The sequence below is a fragment of the Rhizobium sp. BR 249 genome, assembly GCF_047445895.1.
In the GTDB taxonomy this organism is placed as follows: domain Bacteria; phylum Pseudomonadota; class Alphaproteobacteria; order Rhizobiales; family Rhizobiaceae; genus Rhizobium.
The window spans coordinates 66,570-90,016 of sequence record NZ_JARWKX010000024.1 but is presented as its reverse complement, the minus strand read 5'-3'; the positions used below and the strand labels follow the sequence as shown (position 1 = coordinate 90,016).

General features: G+C 61.8%; 21 protein-coding genes and 1 riboswitch. Of the genes, 11 read left to right on the top strand and 10 right to left on the bottom strand.

The genetic code is table 11. From position 1 onward, the window contains the following. Both QD408_RS21225 and QD408_RS21220 read right to left on the bottom strand, forming a co-directional pair. Positions 1–219, bottom strand: a 219-nt coding sequence (locus tag QD408_RS21225; protein WP_414140663.1) for a hypothetical protein, incomplete at its 3' end; no start/stop codon positions are given. Then, positions 220–2,058, bottom strand: coding sequence for an ABC transporter ATP-binding protein (locus QD408_RS21220; RefSeq protein ID WP_414140662.1), 1,839 nt, complete (start codon positions 2,056–2,058; stop codon positions 220–222). Between the two features lie 306 nt (positions 2,059–2,364). Between QD408_RS21220 and QD408_RS21215 the strand changes: the two genes are divergently transcribed. Beyond that, a complete protein-coding gene (locus QD408_RS21215; RefSeq protein ID WP_414140661.1) occupies positions 2,365–2,766 on the top strand; it encodes a GFA family protein in 402 nt (133 codons plus the stop codon). A 17-nt stretch (positions 2,767–2,783) separates the two neighbouring features. Here the strand turns inward: QD408_RS21215 and QD408_RS21210 are convergent, their stop codons facing one another. Further along, positions 2,784–3,314 carry a DUF1003 domain-containing protein gene (locus tag QD408_RS21210; RefSeq protein WP_414140660.1) on the bottom strand — a complete coding sequence of 177 codons (531 nt, stop codon included), beginning with the start codon at positions 3,312–3,314 and terminating at the stop codon, positions 2,784–2,786. A 174-nt stretch (positions 3,315–3,488) separates the two neighbouring features. Here QD408_RS21210 and QD408_RS21205 point away from each other — a divergent pair, with 174 nt between their 5' ends. The 4 genes from QD408_RS21205 (at position 3,489) to QD408_RS21190 (ending at position 7,120) form a co-directional block, all read left to right on the top strand. Further along, positions 3,489–5,168: an NAD+ synthase gene (locus QD408_RS21205; RefSeq protein ID WP_414140659.1), complete on the top strand. Its 1,680-nt coding sequence runs from the start codon at positions 3,489–3,491 to the stop codon at positions 5,166–5,168. Between the two features lie 26 nt (positions 5,169–5,194). Next, positions 5,195–6,025 carry a TolB family protein gene (locus tag QD408_RS21200; RefSeq protein WP_414140658.1) on the top strand — a complete coding sequence of 277 codons (831 nt, stop codon included), beginning with the start codon at positions 5,195–5,197 and terminating at the stop codon, positions 6,023–6,025. Continuing rightward, complete coding sequence (locus tag QD408_RS21195; RefSeq protein ID WP_414140657.1) at positions 5,997–6,587, top strand: hypothetical protein; 591 nt, start codon at positions 5,997–5,999, stop codon at positions 6,585–6,587. The genes QD408_RS21200 and QD408_RS21195 overlap by 29 nt, the downstream gene beginning before the upstream one ends. 131 nt (positions 6,588–6,718) lie before the next feature. Continuing rightward, positions 6,719–7,120 (top strand): hypothetical protein, encoded by a 402-nt coding sequence (locus tag QD408_RS21190; RefSeq protein ID WP_414140656.1) that lies wholly within the window; start codon positions 6,719–6,721, stop codon positions 7,118–7,120. A gap of 127 nt (positions 7,121–7,247) precedes the next feature. Here the strand turns inward: QD408_RS21190 and QD408_RS21185 are convergent, their stop codons facing one another. The 3 genes from QD408_RS21185 to QD408_RS21175 form a co-directional block, all read right to left on the bottom strand. After that, the gene (locus tag QD408_RS21185) at positions 7,248–8,315 is read right to left on the bottom strand and encodes a 3-deoxy-7-phosphoheptulonate synthase (RefSeq protein WP_414140655.1); all 1,068 of its coding nucleotides are present in this window, start codon (positions 8,313–8,315) and stop codon (positions 7,248–7,250) included. A gap of 304 nt (positions 8,316–8,619) precedes the next feature. Continuing rightward, complete coding sequence (locus tag QD408_RS21180) at positions 8,620–9,204, bottom strand: hypothetical protein (protein ID WP_088681155.1); 585 nt, start codon at positions 9,202–9,204, stop codon at positions 8,620–8,622. Between the two features lie 59 nt (positions 9,205–9,263). Beyond that, positions 9,264–11,138, bottom strand: coding sequence for a methyl-accepting chemotaxis protein (locus tag QD408_RS21175; protein ID WP_414140654.1), 1,875 nt, complete (start codon positions 11,136–11,138; stop codon positions 9,264–9,266). Positions 11,139–11,358: 220 nt separating this feature from the next. After that, positions 11,359–11,545, top strand: a riboswitch (cobalamin riboswitch). A gap of 41 nt (positions 11,546–11,586) precedes the next feature. On the opposite strand from QD408_RS21175, the gene bluB reads away from it, so the two are divergent. Continuing rightward, the gene (bluB, locus tag QD408_RS21170; RefSeq protein WP_414140653.1) at positions 11,587–12,276 is read left to right on the top strand and encodes a 5,6-dimethylbenzimidazole synthase; all 690 of its coding nucleotides are present in this window, start codon (positions 11,587–11,589) and stop codon (positions 12,274–12,276) included. Between the two features lie 12 nt (positions 12,277–12,288). Here the strand turns inward: bluB and QD408_RS21165 are convergent, their stop codons facing one another. After that, entirely contained in the window at positions 12,289–13,383 is a 1,095-nt protein-coding gene (locus tag QD408_RS21165; RefSeq protein WP_414140652.1) for a DUF2865 domain-containing protein, read from the bottom strand. Positions 13,384–13,592: 209 nt separating this feature from the next. Here QD408_RS21165 and QD408_RS21160 point away from each other — a divergent pair, with 209 nt between their 5' ends. After that, positions 13,593–13,913 (top strand): low molecular weight protein tyrosine phosphatase family protein, encoded by a 321-nt coding sequence (locus QD408_RS21160; protein ID WP_414140651.1) that lies wholly within the window; start codon positions 13,593–13,595, stop codon positions 13,911–13,913. A gap of 23 nt (positions 13,914–13,936) precedes the next feature. Here QD408_RS21160 and QD408_RS21155 read toward each other — a convergent pair whose 3' ends face one another. Then, positions 13,937–16,249, bottom strand: coding sequence for an NADP-dependent malic enzyme (locus QD408_RS21155; protein WP_414140650.1), 2,313 nt, complete (start codon positions 16,247–16,249; stop codon positions 13,937–13,939). Between the two features lie 242 nt (positions 16,250–16,491). Between QD408_RS21155 and QD408_RS21150 the strand changes: the two genes are divergently transcribed. Then, positions 16,492–17,931, top strand: a complete 1,440-nt coding sequence (locus QD408_RS21150) for an FAD-binding oxidoreductase (protein ID WP_414140649.1) — start codon at positions 16,492–16,494, stop codon at positions 17,929–17,931. 161 nt (positions 17,932–18,092) lie between these two features. On the opposite strand, the gene QD408_RS21145 is transcribed toward QD408_RS21150, so the two are convergent. Then, positions 18,093–18,842 (bottom strand): histidine phosphatase family protein, encoded by a 750-nt coding sequence (locus QD408_RS21145; protein WP_414140648.1) that lies wholly within the window; start codon positions 18,840–18,842, stop codon positions 18,093–18,095. 205 nt (positions 18,843–19,047) lie between these two features. On the opposite strand from QD408_RS21145, the gene QD408_RS21140 reads away from it, so the two are divergent. Both QD408_RS21140 and QD408_RS21135 read left to right on the top strand, forming a co-directional pair. Next, a complete protein-coding gene (locus QD408_RS21140) occupies positions 19,048–19,860 on the top strand; it encodes a UDP-2,3-diacylglucosamine diphosphatase (RefSeq protein ID WP_414140667.1) in 813 nt (270 codons plus the stop codon). Positions 19,861–20,023: 163 nt separating this feature from the next. Next, positions 20,024–21,241 (top strand): MFS transporter, encoded by a 1,218-nt coding sequence (locus QD408_RS21135; protein WP_414140647.1) that lies wholly within the window; start codon positions 20,024–20,026, stop codon positions 21,239–21,241. Here the strand turns inward: QD408_RS21135 and dgcA are convergent. After that, complete coding sequence (gene dgcA / locus QD408_RS21130; protein ID WP_414140646.1) at positions 21,193–22,176, bottom strand: N-acetyl-D-Glu racemase DgcA; 984 nt, start codon at positions 22,174–22,176, stop codon at positions 21,193–21,195. The two genes, QD408_RS21135 and dgcA, sit on opposite strands and share 49 nt — an antisense overlap. A 101-nt stretch (positions 22,177–22,277) precedes the next feature. On the opposite strand from dgcA, the gene QD408_RS21125 reads away from it, so the two are divergent. After that, complete coding sequence (locus QD408_RS21125) at positions 22,278–23,447, top strand: MlaE family lipid ABC transporter permease subunit (protein ID WP_190237389.1); 1,170 nt, start codon at positions 22,278–22,280, stop codon at positions 23,445–23,447.

The window sequence follows — 23,447 nt, the reverse complement described above, 5'->3', positions numbered from 1 at the left end:
CGCTATTCTCGTGCCGCACGGTGTTGCCTCTCTTTCGTGTCCGGGATTGTCGCCAAACATCCGAATACGAGTAGAATCAACACCGTGCGCCTTGTCCACCAAATTTAAACCGGACACCAGTGGCACAAGGCCGAGCATGACGAAAGAAGAGTTGGCCGACTTTGTCAGCAGCCCGGCGCGATGCCAGGCTCTTTTGTTGCTCGCGGGGCGATCACGCACTCAAATGCTGGCCTGAACGCTGTGCAAGCTGGCGTAAACGCCGCCTTGCGTCATCAGATCGTCATGCGTGCCCTGTTCGACGATGCCATCGCCGGTCAGGACCAGGATGCGGTCGGCATGGCGGACGGTGGACAGGCGGTGGGCGATGACTAGGGTGGTGCGGCCGTTGGCGAGACTGAGCAGCGCCTGCTGCACCGCCCGTTCGCTCTCGTTGTCGAGCGCGCTGGTCGCCTCGTCGAAGATCAGGATTTCCGGATCTTTCAGGAAGGCGCGGGCGATGGTGATGCGCTGGCGCTGGCCGCCGGAGAGTTTGACGCCGCGCTGGCCGATATCGGTGTCATAGCCATTGGGCAGGGCCATGATGAAGTCGTGCGCATTGGCGGCGCGGGCGGCCGTTTCCAACTCGGCATCGCTGGCGTCCGGCCTGCCGTAGCGCAGGTTTTCCGCCACGGTGCCGGCAAAGAGATAGACATCCTGCTGCACCACCCCGACACGGCGCCGGAGCGAAGCCAGCGTGACGTCTCTTACATCGGTGCCGTCGATGCGGATTGCGCCTGCCTCGACATCGTAGAAGCGCGGGATCAGCGCGCAGAGCGTGCTCTTGCCGACCCCGGAGGGACCGACGAGAGCAACGAACTCCCCAGGGGCGATGGTGAGGGAAAGCCGCTCCAGCACCCGCGGGCCATCGGCTTCGTAACCGAAGGCGACGTCGGAAAAACTGATCTCGCCTCTCGGCGCCGGCATCGGACGGGCGTCCGGCCGATCGGTGATATCGGGATCGATCTCCAGAATTTCCATGGCCCTGACGAAGCCGGTATAACCCTCCTGCCAGAGGCGCACGAAATTGGCGAGCCGCTGCACGGGATCGACCAGCACGCCGACGCAGAGCAGGAAAGTCAGCATATCCGGGACGGTCAGTTCCGCCGCCAGGATGCGTAAGCCTCCTGCGATGATCACCAATATGGTGACGAGCTGGGCGAAGGTTTCGGTGCCGACCGAAAACCACGCCTCGCTGCGGTAGCCTTCAGCGCGACTTTGCAGGAAACGCTGGTTCTGCGCGGCAAAGCGCTGCCGTTCCAGTGCTTCGTTGGCGAAGGACTGGACGACACGGATGCCGGCGAGCGCATCTTCGACCCGCTCGTTGACGGCGGCGATCTGCCGCTTGCTGGCTTCGAGCGCGCGGTTCATGCGCCGGTTGAAATAGAGGGCATAGACCACCGCCAGCGGAGTAAGCAGCAGGATGAGGGTCGCCAGCAGCGGGTCGATGAAGAACAAGACCAGCATGGCCCCGCCATATTTCAGAACGGCGATGGAGAGATCCTCGGGGCCGTGGTGAAAGAGCTCGCCCAGCCAGAGCGAGTCATTGGTGATGCGGCTCATCAACTGCCCGGTGCGCTGGCGGTCGTAGAAGCTGAAGGAGAGCTTCTGGCAATGCTCGAAGAGTTCCTGCCGCACCGTCGCCTCGATGCGGGCGCCCATGACGTGGCCGCGATAATCGACGAAGAAGATCGCCGCTATCTGCACCGCCAGAACGGCCAGCATGACGCCGCCCATGGCAAGGATCTGGGCGAAGGCCTGCGGGGCGTCCGGCAGAACGAGGAGCCGGCTCGTGACGATGTTGGCGCAGAGCGGCAACGCCACGGCGGTGCCGGCGACGAGGATGGCGCAAAGCAGATCCGCCACCAGCAAAGGCAGATGCGGACGATAATAGGAGATGAACTTGCGCATGCGCGATCGGCGCCGCTCGCGGTCGGCGGCGTTCCAATCGTCGCGGAAGAAGTTCAGAAAGAGGTTATGGCGTCGCGAGCTTTTCCTCGCGCGGGAGAACGGAGTGTGCATGAAGCAGAATGTCCTTGTGGGCGATGTTTCCTTTCTGTCTGGACAGGGTCGCTCTCATGTCAGTCTCCCGGCGGTTGAATAAATCGAGCCTATAGTATCACCGAGAACGGCATTCGGTTCAACGCGTTGACGATAGGAGATGGGCCGGTGTTGTCGATGGGCAACAGCGAGGGTCGTCAGCCACGCTTGGGCGAGTGCCGATTTTGAGCCTGCACCTTCAAGATTTCTGATCGATCGTTCAGGGGAATGGATTTGACGGCAGGGCCATGTGGCCGCACTTTCTCCAGGAGCGAGGAGAGGTCGATCATGAGCGAACAACACACAGGCGGCTGCCTTTGCGGCGCCGTGCGATATTCAATCGCGGCGAAGCCAGGACCGGTCGTTGGCTGCCATTGCTCGCAATGCCGCCGGCAGACGGGATTTTACTATGCCGCGGTCAACGTGCCGCGTGCCTCTCTTTCGATCGAGGGCGCAGAGGCCATCCGCTGGTATCGGTCCAGCGAAGAGGCGCAGCGCGGCTTTTGCTCGAATTGCGGCTCGGCATTGTTCTGGCAGGGTGACGGACGCTCGGAAGTCTCGGTGATGGCGGGCACTTTCGACGAACCGAGCGGCCTTGCCTTCAGCCACCATATCTACTGCGCCGACAAGGGCGATTTCTACGAGATATCAGACGGCCTGCCGCAATATGACAAGTATCCGCCTGGTTGATGTGAGGATGCCTCGCGTCAGCCCTTGGCCGCAAGCGCGGCGGTGAGGCGGGCGACGTCTTCGCGCAGCGCCGTCAGTTCGGTCAGCACGCTCACGTCGATCTTCTGATGCAGCGAGAGCACTTCGAGTTCGGCCTTTAGATTGACTTCGTAATCCTTGGCGGCCTCGAAGCGGTCGCGCTCGGCCTGGCGGTTCTGCGACATCATGATGATCGGCGCCTGGATGGCGGCGAGCATCGACAGGATCAGGTTCAGGAAGACGAATGGATAGGGGTCGAAGGCTTCGCTCATAAGGATCGCCGTGTTGATCAGCGTCCAGGCGACGAGGAAAACCAGGAAGGCGATGATGAAGGACCAGGAGCCGCCGACGCGGGCGATGCCGTCGGCGACGCGCTGGCCGAACGAGGCTTCGGCGGAGAAGGCGGCGTTGACGTCGGTGGAGATGATCTTGCGTTCGTGCGCTTTCGCCAACACGCGCTTTTCGATGGCGCCGAGCTCGTCGGCCGGCTTGTCGAAATGATGGTGGACGAAGTTCGAAAGAGTATTCATGGCCGTGTTTCCGGTGCTGTCGCTTTCGGCGCAGTATTCCGCTCCGGCGGCAAATTGCAATGTATCAAGTGGCGCGGCGCTCTGGCGCATCCTTCACAAAAATTTCGTCACTGCCGGGCGCCGCTTTCGGAGCAACATGTTGCCGTTGCGGAAGCTGCGAGCTAAATAAATGACATGACACAGGAAAACGCTCTCTCTGATATCCTCCGCATCGCCGTCGGCCAGTTCAATCCGACGGTCGGCGATGTCGCCGGCAATCTCGTCAAAGCCCGCGAGGCGCGCGCCGATGCGGCTCGGGAAGGCGCCGATCTGCTGATCCTGACGGAACTCTTCATCTCCGGCTATCCGCCTGAGGATCTGGTGCTGAAGCCGGCTTTCATCCGCGCCTGCTGGAAGGCGGTCGAAAGTCTTGCTGCCGATACCGCCGATGGCGGGCCGGGCGTCATCATCGGTTTTCCCAGGCAGGACGAGAGCGGGCGCTACAATTCCGTCGCCGTGCTCGACGGCGGCAAGGTGATCGCGGTGCGCGACAAGGTCGATCTGCCGAACTACGGCGAATTCGACGAGAAGCGCGTCTTCGACCAGGGTGCGATGCCTGGGCCGGTGAATTTCCGCGGCATCAGGCTCGGCATTCCGATCTGCGAGGATATCTGGGGGGAGCTCGGCGTCTGCGAGACGCTGGCCGAAAGCGGGGCCGAGATCCTGCTGTCGCCGAACGGTTCGCCCTATTATCGCGGCAAGGTCGATATCCGTCATCAGGTGGTGCTGAAGCAGGTGATCGAGACCGGCCTGCCGCTGATCTATGCCGCTCAGCTCGGCGGCCAGGACGAGCTCGTCTTCGACGGGGCAAGCTTCGCCTTCAATGCCGACAAATCGCTGGCCTTCCAGATGAGCCAGTTCGAAACCGCTCTGGCGGTAACGACGTGGAAGCGCGGTGACGCGGGCTGGCACTGCGCCGAAGGGCCGATGGCGCATATCCCCGAAAGCGAAGAGGCCGATTACCGCGCCTGCCTGCTCGGCTTTCGCGACTACGTCAACAAGAACGGCTTCAAGACCGTGGTCCTCGGCCTTTCCGGCGGTATCGACTCGGCGATCTGCGCGGCAATCGCCGTCGATGCGCTGGGCGAGGAGCGGGTGCGCACCGTCATGCTGCCCTACCGCTACACCTCCGAGGATTCGCTGAAGGATGCGGCCGATTGCGCCAAGGCGCTCGGCTGCCGCTACGATATCGTACCGATCGAGGAGCCGGTGACGGGATTCAGCAGCGCGCTTGCCGATCTCTTCGAGGGGACGGACAGCGGCATCACGGAGGAGAACCTGCAGAGCCGGGCGCGCGGCGTCATCCTGATGGCGATCTCCAACAAATTCGGCGCCATGGTGGTGACGACCGGCAACAAGTCGGAAATGTCGGTCGGCTACGCCACGCTCTATGGTGACATGAACGGCGGCTTCAATCCGATCAAGGACCTCTACAAGATGCAGGTCTATGCGCTGGCCCGCTGGCGCAACGAAAACGTGCCGCCGACTGCGCTCGGGCCGTCGGGCGAGGTGATCCCGCAGAATATCATCGACAAGGCGCCGTCCGCGGAGCTGCGTCCCGACCAGAAGGACCAGGATTCGCTGCCGCCCTATCCCGTGCTCGACGATATCCTCGAATGCCTCGTCGAAAAGGAAATGGCGGTCGAGGAGATCGTGGCGCGCGGTCATGACGTGGCGACGGTTCACCGGGTCGAGCATCTGCTCTATCTTGCCGAATACAAGCGCCGGCAATCGGCGCCGGGCGTGAAGATCACCAAGAAGAATTTCGGTCGCGATAGGCGCTATCCCATCACCAACCGGTTTCGGGATCGCTGACGCAATCGGGATATCAGGGAGGCAATATGCGCAGCTCGGTCGAGATCTACAATGTCAGGACGGGCAGGGCGCGCGAGGTCTGGCAGACGGACAGACTGGTGGAAGCGCCGAACTTCTCGCCCGATGGTTCCTATCTCCTGCTGAACGGCGACGGGCTGCTCTTCCGGTTGCCGCTTGATGGCGGCGAGGTGGTTCAGGTCGATACCGGCTTTGCCGTCAACTGCAACAATGACCATGGTATCTCGCCTGACGGCACCGAGATCGTCATCTCCGACAAGACCGAATTCGGCAAGTCGGCGATCTATATCCTGCCGATCGAGGGCGGTACGCCGCGGCTCGTTACCCAGAACCAGCCCTCCTACTGGCACGGCTGGTCGCCGGACGGGCGCCAGCTCGCCTATTGCGGCATTCGCGACGACCTCTTCGATATCTACACGATCTCCGTCGACGGCGGCGTCGAGACGCGGCTGACGCATGGCGAGGGCCGCAACGACGGGCCGGATTATTCCGCCGACGGGCAATGGATCTATTTCAACTCCAGCCGCACCGGGCTGATGCAGATCTGGCGCATCCACCCCGATGGCACGGGTCTCCAGCAGGTGACTTCGGATAATCAAGGGAACTGGTTCGCTCATCCGTCACCCAGGAATGACAAGGTGCTGATCCTGTCCTACGACCCATCGGTTTTCGACCATCCGCGCGACCTCGACGTGCGGCTGCGGCTGATGGATATGGACGGTGGCAATCTGAAGACGCTGTTCGAGCTTTTCGGCGGGCAGGGCACGATCAACGTGCCCTGCTGGTCACCGGATGGTGACGAGTTTGCCTATGTCAGGTATTTCCCGGCGAGATCTTGAGAGCGGCGCACCGCCATTTGATGATGGGGCGGTGGTGGTCTTAAGCCTGACGCAACCCTTCTGGAATAGGCATTGGCCGCGCTGGAGAAACGCGAAGATGCCTTCAACATTAGCCACATGGCTGCGCCTGCAGATAATTCTTGTCCTGATCCTTTGCTTCCCAGGTATGGCAGCGGCAATGGCTCCGTGCCGTGACAATACGTTGGCGAAAGCCAAGGTCGTGGTCGCGGCACGTGTGAAATCGCTCGCGATCGGAGATCCCGGATTGCTGCTACCGAAAGATTATCCGAAACGGGTGATCCGGGTCGACCTAGAGATCGAGAAGGTCATTAAAGGCACCTTCATCGGCAAGGAGGCGACATTGTATGGTATCGCGTATCCTCCTTCAGAAAGGCTCCTTGAGCTATTAATAATGTCTTTGGCAACTGGTACGGGTGGACAAGACACCTTCGAGTGGGAGCTTTCAGCCAACAAAATAGACGACGACATGTCCTTCTATTCATTGAACAATTGTAACTACTCAAAATTCCCCATCGACATTTCACGGTGGCAGCAGCCTTGATGCGCCAGCATGCCACAAGGCGTCAGATAATGATGGGGCGGTGGGGACAGGTTGTTCTCTATAGGGCTTCGCCATCTGATATGGTAATGAGCGCAGATAGGTCCCGCCAATGAGGTTAAAGGAAGTCGATCGTGCGCGCTGCATTGTTCGGGACATTAGCCATCATAACCTGCTGTCCTATTTTACTCTTTGCCGCGTTTCCGGTGGAATACCTACGGTTGTTCGGAAAATACCAAGAGTCTCAAAATCTAAATCAGATGGCGGTTCCCATCGCCAAATTCTATATTCAGAACGATATAAGATATGCTTGCGGTAACGAGACGTACTTCAGGAATTATAATGCCATGAGCTTTTTCGATGACCTGCCGCTTTCGCCGGAAGAGGAGCTTATGCTCCAGTCACAGGACAAGATTGCGCTCTTGTTTTTAAGTGACGTCGTTTATGACGAGAATGAATATCTCGACTCTATCCGAACCGTGACCGCTTATAATATGGTCGTCGCCTCTAAGTGCCTGCGCAGGCGCACGTCGTGAAAAGCCCTCACCGGCGATCGAGCCAACATGGGCGGCTTCTTGACCGATGAGGGCCAGCGTCTTTTGGACGAAGATTGACCTGTGAATGGGCGGCGGGATATCTGCCCGCCGCGCTTGATGCTGTCTGTCAGGCTGCGACGGCTGCCTTGCGCCGCTCGCGGGCAGCTTTGGCCAGATCTTCCAGCACGCCAACAGACATGTCCCAGTCGATGCAGCCGTCGGTGATGGACTGGCCGTAGACCAGCGGCTTGCCGGGGACGAGATCCTGGCGGCCGGCGATGAGGTTGCTTTCGATCATCATGCCCTTGATGTGGCGGTTGCCCGCGGCGATCTGTGCGGCGACGTCCTTGACCACCCTTGGCTGGTTCATCGGGTCCTTGCTGCTGTTGGCATGGCTGGCGTCGATGAGGATGCGTGGATCGACGCCAAGCTTGACGGCTTCGCCGACAACCGCTTCGACATCAGCCGCCTCATAATTCGGGCGCTTGCCGCCGCGCAGGATGATGTGGCAGTCCTCGTTGCCTCTGGTCGAGGCGATGGCCGCCTGGCCGTCCTTGGTGACGGCGGGGAAGTGATGCGGCTGCGAGGCGGCGAGGATCGCATCGAGCGCGACGCGGGCGCTGCCATCGGTGCCGTTCTTGAAACCGATCGGGCAGGAGAGGCCGGAGGCGAGCTGGCGATGGATCTGGCTTTCGGTCGTGCGGGCGCCGATCGCGCCCCAGCTGACGAGATCGGCAATGTATTGCGGCGTGATCGTCTCGAGGAATTCGACGCCGGCGGGAAGGCCCATCGCATTGATGTCGAGCAGAAGGCGCCTGGCGATCCGCAGCCCTTCCTCGATGCGGTAGCTGCCGTCGAGATGCGGGTCGTTCATCAGGCCCTTCCAGCCGACGGTGGTGCGGGGCTTCTCGAAATAGACGCGCATGACGATTTCCAGGTCGCCGGAGAAGCGCTGCCGCTGTTCCGCCAGCCGCGCGGCATATTCGCGGGCGGCAACCGGATCGTGGATGGAGCAGGGGCCGATGACGACGATCAGGCGGTCGTCTTTGCCCTCAAGGATCTTGTGGATCGCATTGCGGTTGCTGGTCACGGTCTGGCTGACGGCAGCGGTTCGGGGAATTTCCGCGATGACATCGGCGGGTTTGGTGAGCGGGGTGATCTCGAGGATACGCAGATCATCGATAGTATCGGACACGGCATGGCTCCTGTTTGGTCATACCGTGCGGAAACAAAAAAGCCGCCAGGTAGACTAGCGGCTGTTCGGGTTGTCGTCGCGTCGACTTCAGTTACGCATGGACCCGCATCCGCTGAGAGCAGCGGTACGAATAAAATCGCGAGGCGTAGACAGAAGTGATCGACATGCGCCGTGTGTAGCGTGGCGGCGTCTCATTGTCACGTGGAATCTGCAGCCTGAAATCGAGCATCGGCAGCGGCCATGATGCACGTCGCAATCGGTTTTCCGATGCGACGTGCTTTTCAGGCCTTGCAGCCTTGGCAGATCAGAGGGCGTCGACGTTCACGCCGATGGTGATGGCGCCGATCGGAGTGCCCTTGTCGTCCGAGATCGTCACGCTCGCCTGCGACTGCAGCGTCTGGGTCGATTCGTCCTTCTCGATCTCGTCGATGAAGACGGCGTCCTTGCCGGCGCCGAAGGACTTCTGGAACTTGGCTTCGTCGCCCTGCCAGTAATCGGAGGTTACGTCGCTCTGGCCGACATTCAGGCCCTTGGCATCCATGACGAAGATCTCGGTGATCTTGCCGCCGGAAGCAGCCTTCTTTTCCTGCAGGAATTTCGACAGCGCATTGCCGAGCACGCCGTCGATCATCGAGTGATCGGAGCCGTCGACTTCGGCGCGCCACTTCTTGTCGAGGGCGTCGATATCGGCTGCGCTCAGGTTGGCGTTGGTGGCGTCCTGCGCCTTGAGGGCGTCGACGATGGCGGGATCGCTGAGCCAGGGCGTGACATCGCTCTTCACGTAGTCGGCGATCGGGGCAAGCTGAGCGGCATCCTGCGCCATGGAGACACCCATGGGCACGGCAGATGCGCTGCAGGCAATAAGCAATGCGGTGACAACTCTTTTCATATTCTGTTCCCTTCCTGATGATCGGTTGTTGAGGAATTCATTATTGAAGGCTGATGGCGTCAGAACTCTTCCCAGGCGCCGGGAGAAGCGGCAACGGCGGCGTTTCCTGCATGCCGCTGCGTGAAGCTCCTTGGCTCGGGGCGAGGCTGGCGAACGGGTTGAGCAGGTCTGGGCTGGCCGGCGGCAGAAGCGCCGACGGTGAACCTGCCGGCCGAGTCCTGCAGAAGGCGGCCCTGCGTGAGCAGTTCCTGGCAGGCCGCGTTGGTTTCTTCGACCATTGCCGCGTTCTGCTGTGTCGCCTGATCCATCTGGTTGATCGCGCCGTTGATCTCCTGCAGGCCTGTCGCCTGCTCGCGATAGGACTGGACGATGGAGGCGATGCTGTCGCTGATGCGGTTGATCTGCTCCTCGATCTTCAGCAGGGCATCGCCGGTTTGGTTCACCAGTCCGACGCCGGCTGCAACCTCATCGCCCGATACATTGATCAGGTTCTTGATTTCCTTCGCGGCATTTGCCGAGCGCTGGGCGAGTTCACGCACTTCCTGGGCGACGACCGCAAAGCCCTTACCGGCCTCGCCGGCTCGCGCGGCCTCGACGCCGGCGTTCAGCGCCAGCAGGTTGGTCTGGAAGGCGATCTCGTCGATGACGCCGATGATGCGGCCGATCTGGCTGGAAGAGGTCTGTATCCGGTCCATCGCTCCGATGGCATCACGCACCACCGTGGCCGAGACATGCGCGCTGCGCTTCGTCTCCTCGACCAGCTGCCCGGCACTTTCGGCCCGCTGCGACGATGTTCTGACCGTCGTCGTCACCTCATCGAGCGCTGCCGCGGTTTCTTCCAGTGCTGCCGCCTGCTGCTCGGTGCGTTTCGCGAGCTGATCCGCGGAGGATGCCAGCTCGCTCGAGCCGCCTTCGACTGCGACGGAGGCGGTCTTGATCTCGGTCAGCGCGGCTGCGACCGCTTCGACCATGCGGTTGAAATCCTGCCGCAATTTATCGAATTCGGGGCCGAGGTCGGCGAGGCGCGTGGAGAAGTCACCTGCGGCAAGCCGTTCCAATGCATTGGCGAGCGTGTTCATTACCAGCCGCTGGGTGTTGCTCGACTCTTCCGTCAAGGATGCGTTGCGCGCCCTTTCGGCATCGAGAGAGGCGCTCTGCTCGGCAGCAGCCCGTTCCCTTTCGACCTTCACAATCGCTTCCTCACGGAAAACCTCCAGCGCCCGCGCGAGGAAGCCGATTTCGTCGCCATTTTCCCTATAGGTGACGGGAGAGGCCAGGTCGCCTTTCTGCAGAGCGCTGATTCTTCCACTGAGGATTCTGAGCGGGCGGCCGACGAGGCTTCGCATGGCGAGAAGGAATGCGATGACGGCCATGGCGGTGATCACCGATTGCGTGATCAGCGAAACGAAGACTTTCTGCTGGACTTCGGCAGCGATCTTCTCGACGGACCAGTTCGTCACGATGTAACCGGTGGCCTTGCCCGACTTGTCCAGCGGGAGGGGCGCGATGATCGTGACGACACCGGCCGACACTCCGCCGTCGTCGATCGTCGTTTTTTCCGGCTTGGCACCGAGGCTCTTCTTCAAATCGTCGGTTGCAGGCAAGCCGCCGATGCCGTCGCGTGTCCAGGTATCGACGGCGGCGAGATCCGCGTTGAAAGCGGCAAACTGCACGAGGTCGAGCGAGGGATCGTCGCGGTAGAGCGAATAGGCCTCTCTAACGGCATTCGCCTTGCCCCATTTCACGCCGCCGGCGGCCACGGATGCGAACTGTTCCACATCCTTGGACCAGTTCGTTTTGGCGCTATCGATCAATGCCTGGGTTTCATGCATCCAGGTGTAGGCGGCGAAAGCAGAGATGCCGCAGAGATTGACGGCGACGATGATTGCCGACAGCTTGGCTGTCAGAGGCATCGTTTTTAGAAAATGGAACATGCCGCGGGGCCTCGAAACGCAGCGCAGTCGGAGCTGCTCTCGACTGGCCTATCAACACGGGCATCGACGCCGGCGGTCGCAGCATGAGCACTCATGCCCATGTCCTCCTTGCAACCCAAAACGCGCAATTGCAGTCTGTATTTTTTTTGTAAAGAAATGATAAAGTGAAAGGGCTTTGGTGCGCATTATCCGGCTCGGCTTGCCGCAGCCCCCGTTTCCTGAAATAGATGCGCCGTCAGGTGCCCGCCGTCGAGGCGGGAGAATCGGGAATCCGGTGCAAGGCCGGAACGTGCCCAACGCTGTAAGGCCGACGTCTGCCGTTCAACACGCCACTGGTTTTCGCCGGGAAGGCTGCGGCAGACGGATGACGCCAAGTCAGAAGACCGGCCTGGCGAGATAGACCCAACCCGCGCGGACGGCGGGCGGTTGCGTTGTTGGGGATTTGACGATGCGACCCTTTGACGAGGATGCCCTGTCAGCGGCATCCGGTTTTTCCATGGCCGAACGCGAGGCCGTCTATCACGCGATCATGACGCGGCGGGACGTTCGCAGCCAGTTTCTGCCCGATCCCTTGCCTGACGATGTCGTGGAGCGGCTGCTGACGGCTGCCCATCACGCGCCTTCCGTCGGCTTCATGCAGCCGTGGAACTTCGTTCTGGTTCGAAGCGCCGAGGTGAGGGCTGAGGTGCGCGATGCCTTCGTGAAGGCGAACGAGGAGGCGGCGCTGATGTTCGAAGGCGAGCGGCGGCAGGCATACCGCTCGCTGAAGCTCGAAGGGATCGTCGAGGCGCCGCTCGGCATATGCGTGACCTGCGATCCCACGCGCAGCGGCAGCGTGGTGCTTGGGCGCACGCACAATCCCAGGATGGATAGCTATTCCACAGTCTGCGCGATCCAGAACCTCTGGCTTGCGGCCCGCGCCGAAGGCATCGGCATCGGCTGGGTCAGCATTTTTCGCGAAGACGATCTGAAAGCCATTCTCGGCATACCCGATCATATCGAGGTGGTCGCCTGGCTTTGCGCCGGCTTCGTCGACCGGCTCTATGACGAGCCCGAACTCGCGGTCAAAGGCTGGCGGCAAAGGATGCCGCTCGAAGAACTGGTCTTTCACGATGAATGGGGGCGGAGTGAGCGCTGATCAGCGTCGCAATCATTGCTGCTGGGGCTGCGGGCCGGGGTTTGCCGGATTGGCAAGGTCGATCGAGCCCTGGTCGCCGGCCAGGAATTGCGGGCCGACCTGGCGGACCTTGTTCTGCGTGGGATCGTAAGGACGTTCCGGAACGGATGGCTGCTGCGGCGGCGGCGCTACCGCGGCATCCTTTGCCGGCGGATTGGTATGGATGGTGGTGATCGAACCCTGCTGCGGCGGTTGGCTCAGAGCCTGCTTGCCGCGCATCTCATTGTAGTAGGCGGTGAGATTGCAGGCGCAGGCGTTTTTTTCGCCGGGTGCGCGGTTCTTATAGGCGAATGCGTTCTTCATGGCGCTGTAGGGCGTGCCTGTCGCCACCGAGATCATGTTCGAGGCTTCCGTGCTCCTGACGTCGCGATAGAAGAGCTGGGTCTCGATGCCGGGGCACATCTTGGCGCAGGTTTCGGCGTCCCGGCCGAAATCGACCGACGTGGCGTTCGAGCTGATCGGAAAGAAGCCGCCGTCGCAGCTGCGCACGCACATGGTACTGACGGGTGAAAGCATCTGGGCTTGCGGCAGGCCGTAACGCGGGTCGATCTCTCCTCCGCCGCCGAGCGGAATGAAGGTGTCGCCGCGCATTGCCTGCTCCTCGATGCTGGGGGCGGGATCGTTGGCGCTGCGTTCGGAGGGCGCATAGAAGTTTTCGCTGTTGCAGCCGTTGCGCTCCAGAGCGGCCATCAGTTCGCGGCGCGCGCCGTCATCGCCTTGGCCGCGCAGCTCGTCGCGGCGATCCTGGAGATAGCGGATATTGTCGATCATCCGGGCTTCGGCCTGCGAGAGCTCGGCGCAATAATCGGCATTCTCGCCGCCGATCACGACCATGCTGCCCGAGGTGCAGCCGTAGCTGCGCAGATCGTTGCGAACCTTGCGCAGCTCGAGGTTCTGCTCGGCCATGGCGCTGGCATATTGGCGCGCTTCCGGCCCATTGTTGTTGCCGATCGATCGCGGCAGGTCGGCGAGGCGGCCGCGCAGGTCGTTGCAGATAGCGCCGGACTGCGCGGCGGCGGGCGATGCCAACGCAAGAAGAAGAACAAGAGACAGGTTTCGGCGTTTCACGGCGTCGTCCCGGAATGAGCACACGGTCGAAGGATCGATGCGACGTCACTTCGCCGCGTGGTTTCTCTTAGCGTGTTTCTCTTAAGAAGCTGAGCTAAATTCTTAGCGCATTTTCGCGATTTTTTCCAGCAAAGGCGATGGCGGCCTTCGGTTTCGCTTGCGTCAGGAATTGTGCTATCGCGAAACATATACCGTCAGAGAAGCCAAACGTGAAAAACGTCCTATTCATATGCAGCCAGAACAAGCTTCGCAGTCCGACTGCGGAACAGGTTTTCGCCGACTGGCCAGGCATCGAGGTCTCCTCGGCCGGCACGAACAATGATGCCGAAAACCCGCTGTCCGCCGAGCAGATCGAGTGGGCTGATATCGTGTTCGTCATGGAAAGAGCTCACCGTACGAAACTTCAGAACAGGTACAGGTCAGCTCTCAAAGGCAAGCGCCTGATATGCCTTCATATTCCAGATGATTACGATTTCATGGACCCTGCGCTCATCCAGCTGCTGAAGGCTAAAGTCCCTCAGCATCTGTAGGTTCAATTTCGCCGGCAGCCGGCTTATGCCGGCTGCGATGCCTCGACGACGGCCAATGCCGCCATATTGACGACGCCGCGGGACGTCACCGAGGGGGCGAGAATGTGGGCGGGCATGGCAGCGCCGAGCAGGATCGGGCCGACATGCAGGCCGTCGGTCATCGACTTCACAACGCCGAGCGTGATGTTGGCGGCATCGAGGTTCGGGAAGACGAGCAGGTTCGCCTCGTCATGCAGCGTCGTATGCGGCATGACTCGCTTGCGGAGTGCTTCGGTGATGGCGCTTTCGCCGTGCATTTCACCATCGACTTCGAGATCCGGGGCGGCGTCGCGCACGAGCTGCAGGGCGTTGCGCATCTTCGTCGCGCTTTCGGACTCGCGCGAGCCGAAGTTGGAATGCGAGACGAGGGCAGCGCGCGGCGTGATGCCGAAGCGGCGGATTTCCTCGGCTGCCATGACGGTCGCCTCGGCGATCTCTTCGGCGCTCGGATTGAAGGTGACGTAGGTGTCGGTGAAGAAGGTTGCGCCGCGCTGCGAGATCATCAGGCTCAGCGCCGAGAAATCGCGGACATCCTTGCGCTTGCCGATGATTTGGCGCACGTCGCGCAGGTGCTTTTCATAACGGCCTTCGAGGCCGCAGATCAGCGCATCGGCCTCGCCGCGCCGCAGCGCCAGCGCACCGATGACGGTGGTGTTGGTGCGCACGATGGTGCGGGCCGCTTCCGGGATGACGCCACGGCGGCCGACGAGCGAGAAATAGAGATCGACATATTCGCGGAAGCGCGGATCGTCTTCCGGATTGATGACCTCGAAATCCTGCAGCGGGCGGATGCGCAAGCCATAACGCTTGAGACGCGTCTCGATGACCTGCGGGCGGCCGATCAGGATCGGTTTGGCCAAGCCTTCCTCGAGCAGTACCTGGGCGGCGCGCAGCACGCGCTCATCCTCGCCTTCGGAGAAGATGACGCGCTTGCGCTCCGCCGTCTTTGCCGCGGTGAAGATCGGCTTCATCACGAAGCCGGAGCGGAAGACGAAACGGTTCAACTGGTCGAGATAGGCATCGAAATCCTGGATCGGACGGCGCGCGACGCCGCTTTGTTCGGCGGCTTTGGCGACAGCAGGCGCGATGCGCAGGATGAGGCGCGGATCGAAGGGCGAGGGGATCAGGTAATCGGGGCCGAAGACCGGGGTCTCGCCGGAATAGGCGCGGGCGGCGACATCGGAGGGCTCTTCGCGGGCAAGGGCTGCGATGGCGCGCACGGCCGCCATCTTCATTTCCTCGTTGATCGTCTCGGCGCCGCAATCGAGCGCGCCGCGGAAGATATAGGGGAAGCAGAGGACGTTGTTGACCTGGTTGGCGAAATCCGAGCGGCCGGTGCAGATCATCGCATCGGGGCGGGCGGCGCGGGCGAGATCCGGCATGATCTCGGGCGTCGGATTGGCGAGCGCCATGATCAGCGGCTTATCGGCCATCTGCGCCAAGAGCTCGGGCTTCAGCACTCCGGCGGCCGAGAGACCGAGGAAGACATCGGCGCCGCCGATGTTTTCGGCGAGCGTGCGGGTGTCGCTCTTCTGGGCATAGACGGACTTCCATTCGTCCATCAGTTCGGTGCGGCCCTCATAGACGAGGCCTTCGATATCGTGGACCCAGATGTTTTCGCGCTTGGCGCCCAGCGTCACCAGCAGGTTGAGGCAGGCAAGGGCGGCAGCACCGGCGCCGGAGGCGACGATCTTGACGCTGTCGATGGCCTTGCCGGCGAGTTCCAGACCGTTCAGGATGGCTGCGGCGACGATGATCGCCGTGCCGTGCTGGTCGTCGTGGAAGACGGGGATTTTCATCTTCTCGCGCAGGCGACGCTCGACCTCGAAACATTCCGGCGCCTTGATGTCTTCGAGGTTGATGCCGCCGAAGGTCGGCTCCAGCGAGGAAACGGTCGAGACCATCTGTTCGACGCTCGCGGCGTCGATCTCGATGTCGAAAACGTCGATGCCGGCGAATTTCTTGAAGAGCACGGCCTTGCCCTCCATGACCGGCTTCGACGCCAGCGGGCCGATGTTGCCGAGGCCGAGAACGGCGGTGCCATTGGAAATCACGGCGACGAGATTGGCGCGCGAGGTATATTCGGCCGCCATTTCCGGGTTGTCGCGGATGGCAAGGCAGGGGGCGGCGACACCGGGCGAATAGGCGAGCGCGAGGTCGCGCTGGTTGCCGAGCGGCTTGGTCGCCTGGATTTCCAGCTTGCCGGGGCGGGGATAGCGATGGAAGAAGAGCGCCTGCTCGTCGAGATCGCCGCCCGGCAGGTTCTTGTCCGTCTTGGATTTATCCTGGTGATCCATTGCCGCCTCCGTGCACGTCTTTTTCTGGAGTTCCCTCCATACATCAATCGGATACGGGCGACAGTATGGAAATGAGGACTGGGAGAAGTTTTCGTCGAGAGCGAGTGCCACACGGCGTTGGAGGTAGGCATGAGGTACCGTCATCGCCGGTACTAATCCTTTTGGAAAACTTGTTTGACGCTCCTCGCAAGCGCAAGATGCGGGCCGCGACGGTGCGGGGCGCCGGTCGTATGGAGGAAATCATGGACAATTTGAACCTGACGACCCTGCAACGGGGGCAGACGATGGTCAATGACGTGGCCATGGATGCTTTTGCCGCCGGGTTTCGCGGCAGTCTCCTGACCAGCAAGGACATGGATTACAACGAGGCGCGGGCGATCTGGAACGCGATGATCGATCGCCAGCCGGGCCTGATTGCGCGTTGCGCGGGGGCGGCTGATGTCATGCGCGCGGTGCTTTTTGCGCGCGATAACAATCTGCTCGTTTCGGTGCGCGGCGGCGGGCACGGCATTGCCGGCAACGCCGTCTGCGAGGGTGGTGTCGTCATCGATCTGTCGCCGATGAAATCGGTGCGGGTAGATCCCGAGATGCGCCGCGCCAGGATCGAGCCGGGTGCCACCCTCGGCGACGTCGACAAGGAAACGCAGGCATTCGGGCTGGTACTGCCGACCGGCATCAATTCCACGACCGGCATTGCCGGCCTTACGCTCGGCGGCGGTTTCGGCTGGTTGACCCGCAAATTCGGGCTGACGCTCGACAATCTGATTTCGGTTGACGTAGTGACGGCCGATGGTGAGCTGGTCAAGGCGAGCGAGACGGAAAGGCCAGACCTCTTCTGGGCGCTGCGCGGCGGCGGCGGCAATTTCGGTGTCGTGACGTCCTTTGAATTCCAGCTCAACCCGCTCCATCCCGAGGTGTTCGCGGGGCTGGTCGTGCATCCCTTCGCCGACGCGGAAAAGGTGCTGAGGGAATATCGGCAGGCGCTGGAAGCCGCACCTGACGAGCTGACCTGCTGGGTGGTGATGCGCCAGGCGCCGCCGCTGCCGTTCCTGCCGGCCGAATGGCACGGCAAGGAGATCGTGGTGCTCGCCATGTGCTATTGCGGAGACATGGCGGCGGGTGAAAAGGCCGCTGCCAGATTGCGCGGGATCGGAAAGCCGATTGCCGACATCGTCGGCCCGATGCCGTTCATCGGCTGGCAGCAGGCATTCGACCCGCTTCTGACACCCGGCGCGCGCAATTACTGGAAGAGCCAGGATTTCGCCTCGCTCTCCGATGCGGCGATCGAGATTCTTCTCAATGCGGTGCGGAAACTGCCGGGGCCGGAATGCGAAATATTCATCGGCCATGTCGGCGGGGCCGCCGGCCGGGTTCCGACTGAAGCGACCGCCTTTCCGCAGCGCAGCTCGCATTTCGTCATGAACGTGCATGCGCGCTGGCGCGAGACCGGGATGGACGCAAGCTGCATCGGCTGGGCGCGAGAGCTCTTCGAGGCAACCAAGCCGCATGCCGTGGGCACTGCCTATATCAACTTCATGCCGGAGGATGAGACCGATCGCGTCGAAATGGCTTACGGCGCCAATTACGCCCGGCTTGCCGAAATCAAACTGCGCTACGATCCGAACAATCTGTTTCGGATGAACCAGAACGTGAAGCCGATGGCGGCGGTGCGGCCTGCTTGAAGAGATGAAGCGTTCAATAGAAGACACCGCCCCAAACCCGTCCTCCGGACCCCCACAAGGGGGAGGGACTTAACTTGTCGCACCGGCTTTCTAAATCTTCGACATTTCGGGAGGAGCGAGGCGGTGCCCCGGGGTAGTCCCTCCCCCTTGTGGGGAGGGGTCTATATACCGGCCTTCGGCGTAATCGTCACATCAGCGCCATAAGCATCGCGCAACTGGCTTTCCTGGGCGGGCTGCCGGTCGGTGGCCTGGTGGAGCAGGGTCGTGCCGTAGCCTTGCGAGCGCGTTCCCTCGATCAGCGTGATGTCGGCATTTCCGGGATTGTCGGAGCGCTCGAACCATTCGACGGAGTGGTGCAGGAAATTCATTTCGAGCGCCCGGTTGGTAACGCCGTGGCCGACGATTGCGACGTTGTGGTCACCGTTTTCGGCTTCGTGCATGACGGTCTGGAGGAACAGGCGCACGCGCTGCGCCACATCCGCCCGACTTTCGCCATCCGGCGGGCGGGCATAGAACTTGCCGCTGTTGTTGCGCAGCCTCGCCCATTTTTCGAATTCCTCGGGGAATTTCTGCTTCTGCTCGGCATGGTCGTAGATTTCGGTGAAGAGGCCGAAATCCTGCTCGCGCAGCAGATAATCCTCCCTGACATCGCCGACGAAGCTTTCCGGCAGCGCTTCGAGCAGCGCATCCTTGCTCTGCCGCGTCCTCAGAAACGGCGAATACCAGATGTGCAGCCTCCGGAACCCCTGGCTCGGCAATCCCTGCAGGTATGAGGCGATGACGCTGCCCGCCTCCGCTGCCTGACGATAGCCCCACTCCGTCAGCGGTACATTGTGATCGCCGAATTGGCGATAGGCCCGTTCGTTGATGTTGCCGAGAGATTCGCCGTGGCGAACGAGAAAGAGACGCATCGGCCATCCCGCTTTGTCGGATATGGAATCGCCGGCATCATGAACGCGCTCCCTGCACAGGGCAACATGCGGATGCGGATCATCGCGCCCGTGCGCAATGAACGGGTTTGCAGGGCTTTTCCCCAGCTTGTCATCTTCCTGAAACACGAGTCTGGTTTTGGAAGGCTAGATGAAAGATGGGGCACGAGCATTGTTCGTGACAGACATGATGGAACCCAGACATTTCCGCACGCTCTTCATTTCCGATGTCCATCTCGGCTCAAAGGCCGCGAAGGCTGATTTCCTGCTGGATTTCCTGCGCTACCACGAAGCCGATACGATCGTGCTCGTCGGCGACATCGTCGACGGCTGGCGGCTGAAACGCAGCTGGTATTGGCCGCAGGTCTGCAACGACGTCGTCCAGAAGCTGCTGCGCAAGGCGCGCAAGGGGACACGCGTCGTCTACATTCCCGGCAATCACGACGAATTCCTGCGCGACTTCCCGGGCATGCATTTCGGCGGCATCGAAGTCGTCGAGCGCATGATGCATGACGGCGCTGACGGCAAGAAATACCTGATCCTGCACGGCGACGAATTCGACGTCGTCGTCCGCAACGCCCGCTTGCTCGCCTATCTCGGCGACTGGGCTTACGATACGGCGATCCGCATCAACATTCTTCTGGCGGCCGTGCGCCGCCGTCTCGGCATGCCCTACTGGTCGTTTTCGGCCTGGGCGAAGCTGCAGGTTAAGCATGCGGTCAATTTCATCGGTGAGTTCGAGCGCGTCGTGGCCGAAGAGGCCCGCAAGAGCGGCGCCGACGGCGTGATCTGCGGCCATATCCATCACGCCGTCATTCAGGACATGGAAGGCATCCGCTACATCAACACCGGCGATTGGGTGGAAAGCTGCACGGCGGTGGCCGAGCATGAGGACGGCACCTTCGAACTGATCACCTGGCGGACGCTCGCCAGCGCCGTGCCGGCGCTTGCTGCCATCGAGATGCACGGCGAAGGCGAACTGGCCCCGCAGGCTGCTTGATTTTGGTGTCGCCGCATCCGCGGCGGCCCCCAGAAATTTAGCCGTTACCGCGCGGTGACAGGCCCTATTTATTTTCTAAAACGTTTCAGGACGGCTATTTCTCGCAATAGTCGCCCTCCGGGTGGTGTGTTAGGACAAGGTCAAGTTTCCTTCAGGTCTATCCATGATTCCCGCTCAACATGCCCCTGGTGAGGGAGCGCCGCCGCGCTTCCGGCTGCTCAGCGCGCTTTCCTATTGCGCGCCGCTGCTGGTCAACGGCGTCGTCCTGCCGTTCTTCCCCGTATGGCTCGAAACCCACAGTTTCAGCGATCATGAGATCGGCATCATCCTTGCCATACCGATGGTCGTCCGCGTGCTGGTGGCGCCTGTCGTCGCCATGATTGCCGACCGCCTGAAGGAGCGCGCCGATGTTCTTCTCTGGTCTGGCGGCCTGTCGCTGCTGACGGCGGTCGCGCTCTACTGGACGACCAGCTTCTGGCCGGTGACGATCGTCTTCGCGCTGCAAGGCGCCACCTTCGCGCCCTATTTGCCCGTCGTCGAATCGATCGTCATTTCGGGTGTACGCCGCTGGGGGCTGGATTATGGATCGATGCGCGTGTGGGGCTCGATCGCCTTCATCGTTTCGACCTTGGTCGGGGGCCAGCTGATCAGCCGGTGGGGCGGCGGCATGGTGCTCGTCGTCATGGTGTTCGGCTTTACCATGACCGTCGTCATGGCGATCTTCTGTCCGCGGATCGGGCCGACGCGGCGGCGCGGCGAGCCGATCGACCTTCCCGCCGCCACCGGCAGCGGCCTGCGCGAGCCGCATTTGCTGCTGCTCCTGATCGGTGTCGCCATCCAGCAGTCGAGCCATGCGGTGCTCAATGCTTTCTCCTCGATCTATTGGCATCAGCTCGGCTTTTCCGGCACTGAGGTCGGCCTGCTCTGGAGCGCCGGCGTGGCGTCGGAGGTGACGGTTTTCTTCCTGTCGAAGCGCCTCAACCGGCGCTTCGATGCCTGGACGCTGATCCGCTTCGGCTGCGCCGTCAGCGTCTGCCGTTGGATTCTGTTTCCCATGAATACGGGCTTTGCCGGATTCTTCCTGCTGCAGTGTTTCCACGGCTTCACCTATGCCTTCGTCCATACGGGCGTGCAGCGGCGGATCGTGGCGACTGTGCAGGAGACGCAGGAATCCTCGGCGCAGGGCGCCTATTTCTTCTATGTCGGCATGGCGATGGGGCTGATGACCATCGCGTCGGGTTATCTCTACGCCTGGCTCGGCATCGTCAGCTATTACGTCATGGCGCTGGTCGCGCTCTGCGGCCTCGGGCTCGTCATATCGGCCTATTACCTTCAGCCCCAGAGGGCGCTTTCCGGCGGAAAGACCAGGGAAGCGGCGTAGCGCAGACCGGGCTCGCGGTCGCGGGCCAGCAGCAGCGGGCCGTCAAGATCGACGAAATCGGCGTCCTGGGCGAGCAGTACGGCCGGCGCCATGGCAAGCGACGTGCCGACCATGCAGCCGATCATGATGGAAAAGCCGAGCCGCTCGGCTTCCGCCTTCATCGCCAGGGCCTCCGTCAAGCCGCCCGTCTTGTCGAGCTTGATGTTGATTGCATCGTAGCGGTCGGCAAGGCTTGCGAGATCGCCGGTGTGGTGGACGCTCTCGTCGGCGCAGACGAGGAGCGGGCGGCGGATTTCGGCAAGCAGCGCATCGCGGCCGGCCGGCAACGGCTGCTCGACGAGGACGACACCGGCCTCGGCGGCAATATGGAGATGACGTTCCAGCACCGCCTCGGGCCAGCCCTCGTTGGCGTCGAGAATGATCGCCGCATCGGGCGCGGCCGCGCGAACGGCCCGGATGCGGCTTTCATCGTCGCCGGTTCCGACCTTGACCTTCAGCAGCGGACGGCCGGCATGTTCGCGCGCCTGCGCAGCCATCACCTCCGGCTCGCCGAGCGAGATGGTGTAGGCTGTCGTGAGCGGTTTGAGCGCAGTAAGGCCGAGGCGGGCGGCGACGGTTTGGCGTGTCCGTTTCGCTTCGAGATCCCAAAGGGCGCAATCGACGGCGTTGCGGGCCGCACCCGGCGGCATCGCCGACAGGAGATCGTCGCGCGAGATGCCGGATTCGATCAGCGGGCGCGTGGCCTCGATCTGGGCGAAAACGCTCTCCATGGTCTCGCCGTAGCGGCGATAGGGCACGCATTCGCCATGCCCGTGAGCGCCGTCTTCCGTGAGCGCGCAGGTGATGACCTCGGCCTCGGTCTTAGCCCCGCGCGAGATGGTGAAGGCCCCGGCAATCGGAAAGGAATTCATCTGGATATCGAGGGTGCGCGGCATTATTGCTGTCCTGCGAGCATGGAAATTGGACGTTGCTTCTGTATATTGACGCGCCGGGCGGCGAACGACCGCTTCGCGAGTCGGCAATGTCGCCGTAAGCCTTGAAAGACACAAGTATCTTGAACGCCGAGAACCGCAACGCCGCCTCGCTTGAAGTGGACGACCATGCCGATGGTTCGGGGCAGCATGTGCGTCTCAGCGGCAACTGGCGCAGCGCCTATGTGCATTTCGTTCTGCGCGATCTTGAAAAGCTTCTGCGTCAGAAGGCCGGCAATTTGACGGTCGACCTGTCGAATGTATCAGACATCGACACCGCCGGTATCTGGCTTCTGTGCCGTCTGAAGAAGGAAGAGGAGTCCGCCGGGCGGACGATCCGATTCGTCGGCACCAATCCGCATATCGACGAAATGCTGGAAATGTTTTCCGAGGAGCCGGCCAAAGTGGAGCCGGAGCAGAGGGAAAAGGTCTCGCTGGCCACGCGCATCTTCACGCCTGTGGGAAAGATGACCTACGACATCTGGGACAATCTCGCCGCCTCCATGTATATCCTCGGCTCGGCGGTGCGCGGCGCGCAGATGAAGCTCGGGCGCGGCAGCGGCGTTTCGCCGGCTTCGATCGTCAACCAGATCGACCATATGGGCGTGCGCGCCGTTCCGATCATCCTGCTGATGTCGTTTCTGATCGGTGCGATCATCGCCCAGCAGGGCGCCTTCCAGCTGCGTTATTTCGGGGCTGAGGTTTTCGTCGTCGATCTCGTCGGTATCCTGCAGCTGCGCGAAATCGGCGTGCTGCTGACCTCGATCATGATCGCCGGCCGCTCCGGCAGCGCGATCACCGCCGAAATCGGCTCGATGAAGATGCGCGAAGAGATCGACGCGTTGAAAGTGATGGGGCTGAACCCGATCGGCGTGCTGATCTTCCCCAGGCTGGTGGCGCTGACCATCGCGCTGCCGCTTCTGACTGTTTTGGCGAACTTCGCTTCGCTGGCAGGGGCTGCCGTCGTCGCCTGGGGTTATTCCGGCATCACCTTCGCCAATTTCCTGGCGCGCCTGCACGAAGCGGTGACGCTGTCGACCGTGCTGTCGGGCATGATCAAGGCGCCGTTCATGGCGCTCGTCATCGGCATCGTCGCTGCCGTTGAAGGGCTGAAGGTCGGCGGCAGCGCCGAATCGCTCGGCCAGCACGTGACGGCCTCCGTGGTGAAGGCGATTTTCGTCGTCATCCTGATGGACGGGCTTTTTGCGATGTTTTATGCAGCGATCGATTTCTAG

What these genes read in the sequence shown, in the direction of transcription:
- QD408_RS21195 (WP_414140657.1), top strand. Translation starts at nt 5,997, where the DNA reads ATGTCAGGTATTTCCCGGCGAGATCTTGAGAGCGGCGCACCGCCATTT.
- QD408_RS21220 (WP_414140662.1), bottom strand. Translation starts at nt 2,058, where the DNA reads ATGCACACTCCGTTCTCCCGCGCGAGGAAAAGCTCGCGACGCCATAAC.
- QD408_RS21145 (WP_414140648.1), bottom strand. Translation starts at nt 18,842, where the DNA reads ATGCGTCTCTTTCTCGTTCGCCACGGCGAATCTCTCGGCAACATCAAC.
- QD408_RS21140 (WP_414140667.1), top strand. Translation starts at nt 19,048, where the DNA reads ATGATGGAACCCAGACATTTCCGCACGCTCTTCATTTCCGATGTCCAT.
- bluB (WP_414140653.1), top strand. Translation starts at nt 11,587, where the DNA reads ATGCGACCCTTTGACGAGGATGCCCTGTCAGCGGCATCCGGTTTTTCC.
- QD408_RS21215 (WP_414140661.1), top strand. Translation starts at nt 2,365, where the DNA reads ATGAGCGAACAACACACAGGCGGCTGCCTTTGCGGCGCCGTGCGATAT.
- QD408_RS21205 (WP_414140659.1), top strand. Translation starts at nt 3,489, where the DNA reads ATGACACAGGAAAACGCTCTCTCTGATATCCTCCGCATCGCCGTCGGC.
- QD408_RS21135 (WP_414140647.1), top strand. Translation starts at nt 20,024, where the DNA reads ATGATTCCCGCTCAACATGCCCCTGGTGAGGGAGCGCCGCCGCGCTTC.
- QD408_RS21210 (WP_414140660.1), bottom strand. Translation starts at nt 3,314, where the DNA reads ATGAATACTCTTTCGAACTTCGTCCACCATCATTTCGACAAGCCGGCC.
- QD408_RS21150 (WP_414140649.1), top strand. Translation starts at nt 16,492, where the DNA reads ATGGACAATTTGAACCTGACGACCCTGCAACGGGGGCAGACGATGGTC.
- QD408_RS21180 (WP_088681155.1), bottom strand. Translation starts at nt 9,204, where the DNA reads ATGAAAAGAGTTGTCACCGCATTGCTTATTGCCTGCAGCGCATCTGCC.
- QD408_RS21175 (WP_414140654.1), bottom strand. Translation starts at nt 11,138, where the DNA reads ATGTTCCATTTTCTAAAAACGATGCCTCTGACAGCCAAGCTGTCGGCA.
- dgcA (WP_414140646.1), bottom strand. Translation starts at nt 22,176, where the DNA reads ATGCCGCGCACCCTCGATATCCAGATGAATTCCTTTCCGATTGCCGGG.
- QD408_RS21200 (WP_414140658.1), top strand. Translation starts at nt 5,195, where the DNA reads ATGCGCAGCTCGGTCGAGATCTACAATGTCAGGACGGGCAGGGCGCGC.
- QD408_RS21155 (WP_414140650.1), bottom strand. Translation starts at nt 16,249, where the DNA reads ATGGATCACCAGGATAAATCCAAGACGGACAAGAACCTGCCGGGCGGC.